The organism is Pseudoalteromonas sp. Isolate6 (assembly GCF_022398435.1).
GTDB classification, from domain to species: Bacteria; Pseudomonadota; Gammaproteobacteria; order Enterobacterales; family Alteromonadaceae; genus Pseudoalteromonas; species Pseudoalteromonas galatheae.
The window spans coordinates 21913-34317 of sequence record NZ_JAKEVK010000034.1 but is presented as its reverse complement, the minus strand read 5'-3'; the positions used below and the strand labels follow the sequence as shown (position 1 = coordinate 34317).

The window sequence follows — 12405 nt, the reverse complement described above, 5'->3', positions numbered from 1 at the left end:
CTATAGAAATACTTAAGGCAACCTTATGCTTTACTCTTTTAATCGATAAATTTGCTCCTGATAGGCCAAATTACTAAATAATACATGAGATAGTGCTTTTTCTTTCAAATCAACGGTGTGCGTTGTATTCACCAGTGGTGTTTGCATCTTAGTCGCCGCGTCATATTGCCAATAACTCACTTTGTTGCCTGGCATCAAAATGGCGGCTTTGTTATCTTCGATATAGGCAAAATTATCGTAATATTGCATCATCGCTCTTTGCACTGGATATTGTTTGGTTAAGTCAAAACCAAGCATAGGCGTTGGGCGTTCAACCCCTATTAAAGAAAGCAAAGTGACAGGTAAATCAATTTGACTGACCAATCTTTTATCTTGTTTCTGATTAAAGTCTGAATTCAAAATAACGGCTGGAATATGAAAAGACTTAATAGGGATGGGCTCGGATCCATACACCCTGACATCATGATCTGCAACGACTAAAAAGATAGTATCCTGCCAATAACGGCTTTGCTTGGCCTTATCAATAAACTTTCCGAGCGCATAGTCGGCGTACTTGATAGCGAGATCTCGCGCAGGTTTATCACTTTTATGATTTGTTGGTAACATTACTTTTCCGTCAGGAATTTCAAACGGGTCGTGATTGCTAGATGTAAAGATCAAACTAAAAAATGGCTTTTCTTCTTCACTCAGCTGAGTTAGTTCTTTATCCGCTTGATTAAACAGATCTTCGTCGCTGGCGCCCCAAGACGCAACAAACTCCGGGCTTTCAATATCATCAAAGTCAACGATACGTTGAAAGCCATTTCCTAAGAAGAAGCTTTTCATGTTATCGAAGTGGCTTTCGCCACCGTAAATAAACTGTGTGGTATAGTTTTCTTTGGCTAAAATATCCGCCAACGTACAAAATTGTTGCTGAGACTTTGAAAGCTTAACAACGGAGCGTGATGGTGAGGGGATAAAGCCGGTGATCACGGCTTCAATTCCGCGAACCGATCGGGTGCCCGTTGCGTAGAGGTTCTCCAGCCCCCAGCCTTCTTGATACAGTTTATCTAACTCTGGGGTTAGGTTTGCTCCCCCCAGCGAGCTGACAAAACGTGCGCCTAAGCTTTCCTCTAAGATAATTACTAAGTTTTTCTTTTTGCCCTGATGATATGCCGGATTAGTGGCTAGGGTAGGAAGTGTATTTGAGATAAAATCTTGTTTGTAACTTGCTTTTCTTACTGTATCAAAAACCTTTTCTTTGGATAGCGAACCATAAAGCGCACTGGCACTTTTTTCGCTGCCCATATTTTTTGCTGCGAACGCAACACTATAAGCTGAATTGATGGTCAGCGAATTAACCAATGCATCCTGTGAGAAATAGACGGTAGCAGGGTTAAGTGGTCTATGACTCAGAGTGCCTCTTTCTAATAGCGCTAAACAGATAAGACTACAAAAAGTAGAGATAGCCATATTCCTCTTTGATGGCACATCGTTGCCAATGCGAGGAAAATATCTCAAGGTGGTTATTAAAGCTAAAGTACATAAAAGCAGGGTGAATATCACTGTGCCCAAGTGGCCACTCAACAACATTGAAATAACTTCTTTGGGGTAAATCAGATACTCAATAAATAAACGGTTCGGTCTGATGTCGTATTGCAAAATAAATGCAGGAGTTGCAGCTTCAAGTAGTAGGACAAATGCAATACCCAACGCAATATACCCCGTTATTAGCGTCGTAAGTAAAGGCTTTAATGGTTTAGGCATAAAATAGTGTGTGACCATTAATAATAAGAGTGGTATCGCGAGATATGCGATAGTACTCAAATCAACTCGAAGGCCTGATATCACAAAGGTCAAAGGATCAGAGCCTGCCATTCTCTCTAACATCCAAGCCGATAGTCCTAAACGGCTAAGCGTCAAAATTACCAACAAGGACAAGAAAAACACCATGAAAGGTTTTGCATAAGGAGTTGAAAAGTGTACTTTGTTCATAGAATGTTAAGAATAGCTGCATTTATCACAAGACTATCCGACGAAACTTAAGAAAAGCTTAGGAAATCCTTCGGAATTGATGAAAGTTGAAGTTCTCTTTAGCGAATCTTAAGTTTGAGCAACTAAGCTATGTGACATTAAGCACTAGCCAAAGGTTTATTTATGAATGTGTTACTGATTGAAGATTCTGAGTCCTTGCGTCGCAGCTTAACCTTAGGGCTCTCTAAACTGGGCTTTACGGTAGATGATACGGCGGACGGCTCTAGCGGTTTGAGTATGGCGCTGATGGATCACTATGATGTAATTATTTTAGATATCATGTTGCCCAGTTTGGATGGCATAAGCGTGCTTAAAGCGCTAAGACAACATAAGAATGATACTCGAGTGTTGGTGTTGTCAGCAAAGTCACAACCTGAAGACCGAGTGCTGGGTTTATTAAGTGGTGCAGACGACTATCTCGCCAAGCCCTTTTCGTTTGATGAGCTGCATGCACGTCTATTAACGCTAATGAGAAGAGGGGCATTTAAACAAGATGGTGATGAAATCGTGCATGGCTTTTTGACCATTGACTTGCAGCTAAAGTCGGCGTTAATTGCAGGGCAGCGAATAGACTTAACACCCAATGAGTATAAAATTTTGGAATGTTTGTTTACTAATCAAAATAAGATTATTACATCAGAAAAATTGAGCACTTATATTACCGGCAATTTCGATAGTGTGTCGAAAAATGCCATCGAAGCTCACCTTTCTTCGCTACGCAAAAAGGTAAAAGCGTTGGGTCAATGCTTGCCAGTTAAAACTAAACGCGGGTTTGGATATTATGTTGAGCAACTACCATGAAGTCGATCCGAGGGAACTTAGTTAGCACATTATCAATTACCATCACAGGTGTTGTAGTCGCCATTTTACTCGCTACAGATTTGGCTGTTGACTCTTGGATTGACTCACAATTCGACAAAGCGATGCATACAAAAGTTGGCATGCTGATGACGTTAGTCTCTGAAGATGAAGATCATCTTGAACTTCACTTTTCCGGTGAGTTTTTACCTGAATTTACTGGCAATATCGAGCCCGAATATTATCAAATCTGGTTGAACGACCGAGTTTTTGCACGCTCTGACAGTTTAGATCTTTTTTCGCAACACGAGTTACCTTATTTGTCGTTATCACTTGGCGAGAGCAAAGTGGTAAATGAAACCCTGCCAGATGGTCGTGCGGGACGGATCATATATACCCGTTTTATTCCGCAGATCCATACCCTAAAAGGGGAAAAAAAATCTTTTGACGACGAACTTGTTATTGCCTATGCGGCCTCGTCGGAGGGGCTGGACTTTATTCTTTGGCTCATTGATATCGTTTTTATCGTGACTATCGTATGTGTTGTGGTGTTTATTCGTGTCTTTGTGCGTAAAACGGTCGATGTTGGTCTCGCGCCGTTGAATAGCATGAACGCTCAGATAGCCAAACTAAATTTTTCTAAAGATTCAGACACCATAATATTAGAAAAGCCAGTTTCTGAGCTATTACCCGTTGAGCAAAGCTTAAACCGTTTTATCGTTGAAAACAGACAACTGTACTTGCGAGAAAAGCGCTTAACCTCAGATATTTCGCACGAACTAAAAACGCCCATTACGGAGCTCATTAATTTGGCGGAAGTTATTTCACGCTTTCCCGAAGACAATGAATTGATGGATGACTTTGTGCCAGAAGTATTAAGAATAAGTCAGCGGATGAAAAACATCGTCACCAACGTAATGTTGTTACATAAATACGAGCAGATAAAGCTACCTAAAGAAGATGTTGTTGATGTATTGCAAGTCGTCAACCGTTCGATTGGTGAGATAGCACTTGATAATGTTGAGATTCAGACAACTTGCTCAGAATGTCCAATTCAGACCAACTTAATGGCAGTTGAGAGCATCATTGGTAACTTACTAAAAAATGCCAAGCGCCACCGTGTAGTGGGTTCCGAAGCACTTATTGTTGTTGAAAAGGGGGCGACAAATGGGATAAATGTTCGGGTGAGCAATCAGGCTTCCGGCGAGCTCGAAAACATGAATTTAGCACAGTTATTTGAACCACTATGGCAAAGCGACCAGTCGAGAAGCGCGAATGATTGCTTTGGCTTGGGGTTGCCTATTGCTAGGGCCTTTGCTGAAGCCATTGATGCGGAACTCACTGTTGCGTTGGAAGGGAGCACCATCACCTTTACATTGACCCTTTGAAGCACTATTTAAAAGTGAGTTTCCACTGATAAACCCAGTTCCCAGCTGTCAACTTCAGGATAGTTACTTAATGGTTTAGTAAAGTCTATATGCACTACGTTTTCGTTACTTGAACGAGCGGAATATAAACGAACTCCGAGCCCTACACTGCCAAGCATTTTATTGCTTATATTAGGATGTTGTATATTCCCGGATGCTTTTCCCATATCAACAAAGCCAACGAACCCTAAATCAACAAGCTGATAAATATTAATGTTAGGATACATACGGAGCTCGAATGAAGATTTGACCGTTTGCATACCTTGTTGATAGCTTTGTGGGAAGCCACGGATCCCTTCTTCTCCACCGAGAGCAAGAGGACGCTCGGCAAATTCCTTGTTTTGCCACGCAGCAATGACATCAGCATAAAAAGCAAAACTATCGCTCCAGCGATAATTTACCTTTGCAGCGAGAGTAGACCATACTCTATCACCTTGCTGCGTGCCGATTTGGGCATTGGTTGATGCTTTAAATCGGTATAAAAGATCCTCATTAAATAGCCATGCTTTGTTGGCTGAAAACTCCCAAATTGAGCCAACTCCATCTGCTTCGGTATCAATACCTGCTTTAGCCGCAAGTGACCATCCGAGGTTGAAATCTTCACTGTGATTGATTAAGTCTACATCTTGTAGCACGATATAATTATCTGCGATATATTGAAGGCTAATCCAAGGCGCTAACAGTTTGAAGTCATAAAGGTTATCTCTTATGGCTAAGTTTGGCTCGTCATAGCTGACATCTTGGTAATCGACACCAGCTATCCACCTCAGGGTGGTGGTGTTGGTTTGCTGCCATAAACGGCCATAAGCAAACCGCGCAGATGTACCATTATATCGAAACTGACTTTATGTTTGACCGTTATGATAGATAGAAGTCGTTTGGTCTTGTGCATTAATATAAGCTCTATATAACAAAGAGCTGGAGCGCTGATAGAAAGGTAAATATTTGACCGTTATCATAATCATCTGCTTGCACCGTTATCATGGCATGTGGTTGCCATGGCGCAGGCATTTGCAACACGGTATGGTAACCGGAACGTTCATGATCAGATTTGTATTTTACGGATGCCCTAACGCCATACCCTAACAAGTTTTCCTCTTTAAACCCCAAACTTAACTTATTGTTTCCACTACTTCGGCCAAAGTTGACACTGGGCAGCAAACTCCAGGTGTCCCACGTTTGCACTGATATTTTCTATGGCTCGGCACTGCTGCAAGGCTTGGCGTAGTTGATTTTCGCCTCTCTGATGTATTTTTTAGCACGCAAGATCCGCTCAGCCTCTAAAATATCGGCCTCGCTGACTAGGCCACCAGCCTGAAAAGGGAGTTGAGAAGCGATAGTCGCATCTCGGGTTTCTATATGTAGCCAGTTTGCGAAGTCATGGAAAGAGGTCGTTTCTGGGTTGTCTGGATTAAAAATAGGGTTTGAGTTTATTTCGATAGACTCAATCTTGATGTTTTTCTCTTGGCTTGCTTTATCCGTCTGTCGCGCCATTTTATTACTATGTTCAGCATCATTATTGTAAAGGGAGTCGATGCTAAATGGGTCACCAGCAAACGCAGGAGTGATTGAAGTGACTAACACGAATACCGCAACGGTTTTGGCTGGCATATATGCTCCAACTGAAAAATATCAAGCTACGTTGAAAACATATATGCCAATACTTAAGAAAGGCTTAAGAAAAATTAAAGAATGAGTTAATCGCCAATGTATGCGAGTTTTTCATGATTAAGTTTTGCCTCTACGAACAGAGTTTACAGTTCCCCGGTAAATAAGCGTCGATGCGCTTTTCGTGCATACTCATCAGACATACCACCAAGATAGTCCGCTAACACGCGCATTTGCTGCGTTTCATCGGTTGCTTGCTGGAATAGTGTTTGGGTTGTATACGGCAATAATCGCATTGGGTCACTGGCAAAAACTTCAAATAAATCAATAAGCAGGTTTTGACCACTAAACTCAATTTGCTGCATTTTAGGTTCACGAATTAATCTTCGATATACGAACACTTTTAATACTTGCAGGATCTCTTGAAATTCGGGTGCCATCTCAACGGTAAAATGAAGTAGGGCGGAGTCAAAATCTGAGTCTTGAACGGTGAGTTTACAGTGCACAATAAACAGGTTGACGAGTTCGCCTATAGTATCTTTACGGTTAGATTCATCTTCTGAAAATAAACTCTCGCTCACGCGTTGTAAGTTTTGCTTTAACCAAGTTGAGTCTAACTTTTGTAATTCAGGTAGAGCGAAATCATGCCATGCTGCCTCGTTAAGGGTCTCGGTTGCAATCGCATCTTCTAAATCATGAACTGCATAGGCGATATCATCGGCATATTCCATAATGGCGCAATCTAACGATTTAAACTTAGTCTTGCGACGAAAAGTATCTTTTACTTCGGTTTCCTGCAGCTTGCTTTGGTCATTTTGAGAAAATGGCGAGAGGATCCAATCAAATACAGATTGGTCGCATTGATAAATACCTTTAGCAGGCAGCCAATCGCTAGACAATATGTACTTTCGACTTTGTGTTTGCGTTGGTTGGTGATACCAAAGTGTGTCGATTAATGCAGGATATTTAATAAAACCTAGTAGGGTGCGGCGCGTTAAGTTCATGCCATAACCTTTAGTATAGGGTTCTAATTTAGTTACAATGCGCAAGGTTTGAGCATTACCTTCGAATCCTCCATGGTCACGCATAAGGTAATTAAGTGCGATTTCGCCACCATGGCCAAAGGGTGGGTGGCCGATATCATGGGCTAGACACAAAGTTTCAATAAGGCTTGTCGAAGGAAAGTGTTCAAATTCAGGGTGTTGTTTTCTTAAATGGCGCAGTAGACCGCTGCCTATTTGCGATACTTCCAAAGAGTGGGTTAGACGAGTCCGATAAAAATCGTTAACGCCGATTGCCATAATTTGGGTTTTGGCTTGCAAGCGCCTAAAAGCCGCGGCATGTATGATCCTTGAGCGGTCAATTTGCCATGCTGAGCGGTTGTCGTTAGGGCGGTTTTTTTGCTGCGATAGCAGACGCTGCTGCCAAGCGTTAGACGTCATACCTCTGTTCCTTTTTCTTTATACCTTAAATTCGTCTAAACTATGTACGATAACTGAACGAAAATTCGCGTTTAATTGCGGCTTTTGATATTATCAGCCGCTATTTTTGAATACTGTTATTTTGGCGCAAGTTATCAACGCCTTATCACACTATAGTAACAGAATAAAACTGTTATTGAGTGGGCTTGAGAAAAGTTCTTAGAGACTTAGGGAAAGAGACTCCGTTTCCAGAACAACGCCACTGCGAGGAGAAGTATGCAAGCTAAACTGATTAAACTCATTGTTGCCCTAGTGACTATTTGGGCACTCTTATTCCCTTTTGTCCAAGATAAGGGCCCTCAAGATACCGTTTTAGACCAAGAGGATACGGGCACAGAAGTCTTACCTAAGGTGCCTGAAAAGCCACTTCATAGCGTAAAACTACCCAATTTTTCAGCCATTCGTGATATCAATGAAAAGAAAACGGCATTTTTCGACTTTATTAAACCGCATGTAGAAGCCGAAAATAAACAGATCTTGGAGCAACGAGCCACGCTTGAAATTGCGCTGATGATGGTGCAATTTGATGAAACCCTGACACGAAAACAAATAGAAAAGATAGCATTGATTTTCACAAAGTATGATTTAAAAGGTGAAGCCATTAATGAATTGTCGCTCAAAAGAGCATTACGCCGAGTGGATATTATCCCTAAAGAGCTGGCGTTGATGCAAGCTGCTAATGAATCCGCTTGGGGCACGTCACGATTTGCGCGAATTGGATTAAACTTCTTTGGTCAGTGGTGTTATACAAAGGGCTGCGGTATGGTACCCAGACGTAGAGAAGACGCCGCAGATCATGAAGTTAGAGCATTTCAGTCGGTACGGGCTGCGGTTAAGTCGTACTTTAGAAATATCAACACCAATGATGCATACAGAGAGTTGCGTTTGGTACGAGCAGAGCTGCGAGCTCAAAAAGCACCGATTGATGCGACAGTATTAACAAGTGGCCTGTTGAGTTATTCAGAACGTGGTGAAGACTACGTGAACGAACTTAACGACATGATTAGACATAACCGAGCGTATTTTGATGAAGAGTAAGATTGTATTTGTCCTGATAATGGCACTTTGGAGTGCGATAGCCTCCGCTAACACGGTCACCTTTGCATACGATAGTTTTTACGACAGATTAAAAGTAGTAAATAAAGGCGATTTTGAATTTGCACGTGTGGGTTTTTACCTTGTCGATACAGTGAGCATGCAGCCATGTAAAATCACCAAGGGGAATATTGTAACCGAAGAGGCCAGTTTTCCATTATCGTATACCGATGAAGCACAACTATTGCTTCCATTTGACAAAGAATTGGACAAAGACAAAGCAAAAGTGTTGATTGAAACAAAGAGTGGACACTCGGACTGTCAGCTAAAAATGCAGATTGAAGCCGAGTTATTTAATACGACATCTCTAAGCAGATCTGACCTTTATAAAATGCAAATGGAATTTGAGGAGCTGTTGGCTGATCTATCGGGTTTCTTTATTAAAAACTTGCTATCATTTTTGCTACCAGAGCAACAAGGGGTCATTGTAACCTTTGACCATACTCAAAAAGTCACTGATGCCGCTATGCAGTGTGAATCGCAAGTCTGTCAAATCACTGTTCCTAAAACATGGCTTAATGACAATACACATTTTGCTGACTCTGCTAATGTGCAGTCAGTACAACCTTGGCTAGCATTATAATTAGTCTATTATAATATGAAGTAACGTCTTTAGACTTTAGTCGTAGCTCTTCAAGCTGGCTAAATTTATTAGATGTTACTTCATCCTCGCGTTTTTATATGTCAAATTTCCTCTTTACGACCTTTAATCCTTCTTTTGGCAATAATTCAGGCTGGAAAATAGTTTGGTATATTCGTCGCATTTTTCTGTCGTCACATCCCTAAATTGGAAACTTTCTGTTAAATAAATGCATTGTTAAAGTTTACGTGGTGTGCTAATAATGTTTTGATTATTAAAAAAACTACAGTGTAATTATTAACTTAAGGGGAAACAGGATGACCTATAAATTACCACTCAGTGCGCTTTCAATTGCTATTTTAATTGGCATGAATCAACAAGTTAAGGCTGAAGAAACAACGCAAGTTGAACGTATTGAAGTGACCGGCTCTCACATAAAAAGAACAGACTTAGAAGGCCCGTCACCAATCCAAAGTTTATCGGCTGCTGATCTAGCATCAACAGGATCAACGGACCTTATTGGCGCACTACAGAAACTACCAGTTTCAGGAACGGGGACTTTTAGTACGCAAGGTAACTCAAGTGATGACACCGCAAATGGTGGTTCAAGTGTGGCGCTAAGAGGACTTGGGGCCTCATCAACTCTTGTACTGATCAATGGTCGTCGCGTTGCAGTGAGCCCATTTGCAAAAGATATTGAAACTTCGTTTGTTGACTTAAATACCATTCCGGTTTCATCGGTTAAGCGTATAGATATTCTAAAAGATGGCGCTTCAGCGACTTATGGTTCTGATGCGGTAGCTGGTGTTATTAACATCATTCTTCGTGACGATATAGATGGTTTTGAAGTTGCGGGTAAAATCTCTGATACCGCAGATGGTGGTGCCGAAGAACAAAACTTTACTCTTCTTTGGGGGTCGTCAACACAAAATGGCCACCATAATTTCTCATTAGATTACTTCAAGCGCGGTCACTTAACGTATGCAGATCGAGATTATACGGCGTCTGCTGATCAGCGTTTTCGTGGTGGTAATAACTCATTAAGCTCTGCAGGTGTGCCAGGAAGCGTAGAGGTAATGAGAAGTATGCTCACAGACGAGCAGTGGGCGAGATTACCTGTTGTTCGTGTTGAAGACGATGGTACTCAAGTTAGGCAGACTATCTTTACTGATGTATGGGGAAATGATACGTGTGACCCTGCTTTAGATATTGGTGATATCTGTCGCTATGATTATGCGCCACACATGACCGCAATCCCATCGACAGAGCGTATTAGCTTTAACTATAACGGCGTACAAGAAATCACCGATGGAATTGAAGGTTTTGCAGAAATTTCTGCACAGCACTCCTCAACCTTCATTCAAGGTGCAGGTAGTCCAAGTTTTACAGAACTATTTATGGATGGTGATAACCCAAATCACCCATTGTTTAACGACCCAGACCATTTCTTACATGGTGTAGATATTTCCATGCGTCGTCGTACGGTTGATATCGGTAACCGTAAAAAAGATGTTGATTCCGAATACTATCGTGCTGTTCTCGGTGCGCGTGGTGAATGGAATGCGTGGTCGTGGGAAGTTGCGTATTCTGCTATTCGTTCAAGTGCAGTCGAAAAAGGCTTTGATGGCTTTCCGAACAAACTAAGAGCGCAACAAGCGATTGATGAGGGCCTTTGGAATCCATTTGAACCAAGCACCAATACAGAAGCCGGTCTGGCGTTTTTTGAAACCACGACTACACGCTATGGTGCATCAACCATGCAATCATTAGACGGTACTATTTCAGGTGAACTATTTGAATTGGGTGCAGGCTACGTTGCAGCAGCGTTTGGTTTCGAACATCGCTACGAAAAAATCGAAGATAATCCTGATAGCCAATACATCAGAGGCGAAATCTTTGGTACTGAAGCAACACAAGCTAATGGTGATAGAGACAATACTGCGCTATTCGCTGAGTTTAGTGTGCCAGTACTGGATAATTTAGAGCTACAACTAGCGCTTCGTTATGAAGACTACAGTGACTTTGGAACAACAACCGATCCGAAAGTGGCATTTCGCTGGACACCAATTGACAGTGTTGTAGTTCGAGGCTCTTGGGGAACTGCATTTAGAGCACCTTCTCTTGTGCAGTTACATCTAGGTAGAACTGACGAATCACCAAGTGTGATAGACCGCGAACGTTGTCGCCAAACAGGTGCCGATGATGATTGTAGTCCGTATGAATACACCGCGATTGTATCTGGTAACAAGAATCTTCAACCGGAAGAATCAGAAAACTACAACTTAGGTATTGTGTGGCAGGCAACCGATGACTTTAGCATCGGTGTGGATTACTGGAACTATGATCAAGAAGATCTTATTAAGAAGATAGGTGCACAGAAGTTAGTTGATTGTTGTGGTACTGATCCTAATTTGGTGGTGCGTGCGCCTAATCAAGGTAGCACACTTGGTCGTATTCTGACTATTAACGACACTTTTGTTAATATTGGTGGTCGTGAAACAGACGGTTTCGATGTTAACTTAGCCTACGCATTAACTACTCGTGAAATGGGCGAGTTTAAGTTCAATTACAACTTAACTTACGCACTTAACTTTGAAGAGCAGTCATTTGAAAGTGATGATCAAGGTAACACATTCAATGTCGCAGAAGATCTCAATGGAGAATACCAGCATCCACAGTTCCGTTGGACCGCAGGCATGGACTGGGCTAAAAACGATTGGCTTGCAAATATCAGCGTAAACTATGTTGATTCTTACAAAGATCTAGCTGACAGTGATGGCAACAAGTATGAAATCGATTCTTGGACTACGGTTGATACAAGTGTCAGTTATATTGGTGTAGAGAAGCTGACAGTAACACTAGGTGCATCGAACTTGTTCAATGAAGAAGCGCCGCTAGCGCCTTCAGAGTCAATGGGTATTGATAATAAGACACACAGTATCCTTGGTCGTCAAGCTTATGTGAAATTTGCTTACCAGTTTTAAGCTACATTAACTCTTCCCTCCAGAGGCTTGGAGGGAAGCTTCCCCAAAAAAGTTAAATCTTTGACTATGGTCAGTTGACCTTTATGATCTAATTTCTATTTCCAGTTTATGTGTTGTTCGTAATATCCGAGTTACTGCATTTTCCTTTAAGAAACAGTGCAATGTAAACTTTATTTGTAATAAGCCCAATCACATTAATACCAATTGAATTAGTTCTCTAATCAATTTGAAGGGTGAAATAGCATATTAGTTTCGTTAAAAATTTCTCATTTAGAACAACTAAATAGCAAAACTTTTGCCTTGCCTATATGGATATAGGTACCTTAGCGGTAGCAGGACGCGAGAGCGGTGCTACTAAAGCTATTTCCCCGCTTCAAGATAGATCATTTACTTAATACAACTGGTATAAATCGACTATT

The 12405-nt window shown here is 41.5% G+C and carries 10 protein-coding genes; 5 read left to right on the top strand and 5 right to left on the bottom strand.

Annotated elements, in window-relative coordinates:
- Positions 1 to 30 precede the first annotated feature (30 nt).
- A complete protein-coding gene (locus L1D50_RS07405) occupies positions 31 to 1932 on the bottom strand; it encodes an LTA synthase family protein (protein WP_239965801.1) in 1902 nt (633 codons plus the stop codon).
- Between the two features lie 204 nt (positions 1933 to 2136).
- On the opposite strand from L1D50_RS07405, the gene L1D50_RS07400 reads away from it, so the two are divergent.
- Together L1D50_RS07400 and L1D50_RS07395 are read left to right on the top strand one after the other, a co-directional pair.
- A complete protein-coding gene (locus L1D50_RS07400; protein ID WP_138523198.1) occupies positions 2137 to 2814 on the top strand; it encodes a response regulator transcription factor in 678 nt (225 codons plus the stop codon).
- Complete coding sequence (locus tag L1D50_RS07395) at positions 2811 to 4199, top strand: HAMP domain-containing sensor histidine kinase (protein ID WP_239965800.1); 1389 nt, start codon at positions 2811 to 2813, stop codon at positions 4197 to 4199. The genes L1D50_RS07400 and L1D50_RS07395 overlap by 4 nt, the downstream gene beginning before the upstream one ends.
- A gap of 8 nt (positions 4200 to 4207) precedes the next feature.
- Here L1D50_RS07395 and L1D50_RS07390 read toward each other — a convergent pair whose 3' ends face one another.
- The 4 genes from L1D50_RS07390 to L1D50_RS07375 form a co-directional block, all read right to left on the bottom strand.
- The gene (locus L1D50_RS07390) at positions 4208 to 4873 is read right to left on the bottom strand and encodes a hypothetical protein (protein WP_235956535.1); all 666 of its coding nucleotides are present in this window, start codon (positions 4871 to 4873) and stop codon (positions 4208 to 4210) included.
- Between the two features lie 268 nt (positions 4874 to 5141).
- Positions 5142 to 5423: a hypothetical protein gene (locus L1D50_RS07385; RefSeq protein ID WP_235956536.1), complete on the bottom strand. Its 282-nt coding sequence runs from the start codon at positions 5421 to 5423 to the stop codon at positions 5142 to 5144.
- A 9-nt stretch (positions 5424 to 5432) separates the two neighbouring features.
- The gene (locus L1D50_RS07380) at positions 5433 to 5849 is read right to left on the bottom strand and encodes a hypothetical protein (RefSeq protein WP_235956537.1); all 417 of its coding nucleotides are present in this window, start codon (positions 5847 to 5849) and stop codon (positions 5433 to 5435) included.
- 143 nt (positions 5850 to 5992) lie between these two features.
- A complete protein-coding gene (locus L1D50_RS07375) occupies positions 5993 to 7288 on the bottom strand; it encodes an anti-phage deoxyguanosine triphosphatase (protein ID WP_138523194.1) in 1296 nt (431 codons plus the stop codon).
- A 255-nt stretch (positions 7289 to 7543) separates the two neighbouring features.
- On the opposite strand from L1D50_RS07375, the gene L1D50_RS07370 reads away from it, so the two are divergent.
- The 3 genes from L1D50_RS07370 (at position 7544) to L1D50_RS07360 (ending at position 11986) form a co-directional block, all read left to right on the top strand.
- A complete protein-coding gene (locus tag L1D50_RS07370) occupies positions 7544 to 8365 on the top strand; it encodes a glucosaminidase domain-containing protein (RefSeq protein WP_239965799.1) in 822 nt (273 codons plus the stop codon).
- Positions 8355 to 9005 (top strand): DUF2987 domain-containing protein, encoded by a 651-nt coding sequence (locus L1D50_RS07365; RefSeq protein ID WP_128728308.1) that lies wholly within the window; start codon positions 8355 to 8357, stop codon positions 9003 to 9005. Before L1D50_RS07370 ends, L1D50_RS07365 begins: the two co-directional genes overlap by 11 nt.
- 314 nt (positions 9006 to 9319) lie before the next feature.
- A complete protein-coding gene (locus L1D50_RS07360) occupies positions 9320 to 11986 on the top strand; it encodes a TonB-dependent receptor (protein ID WP_239965798.1) in 2667 nt (888 codons plus the stop codon).
- The last annotated feature ends 419 nt before the right edge of the window (positions 11987 to 12405 follow it).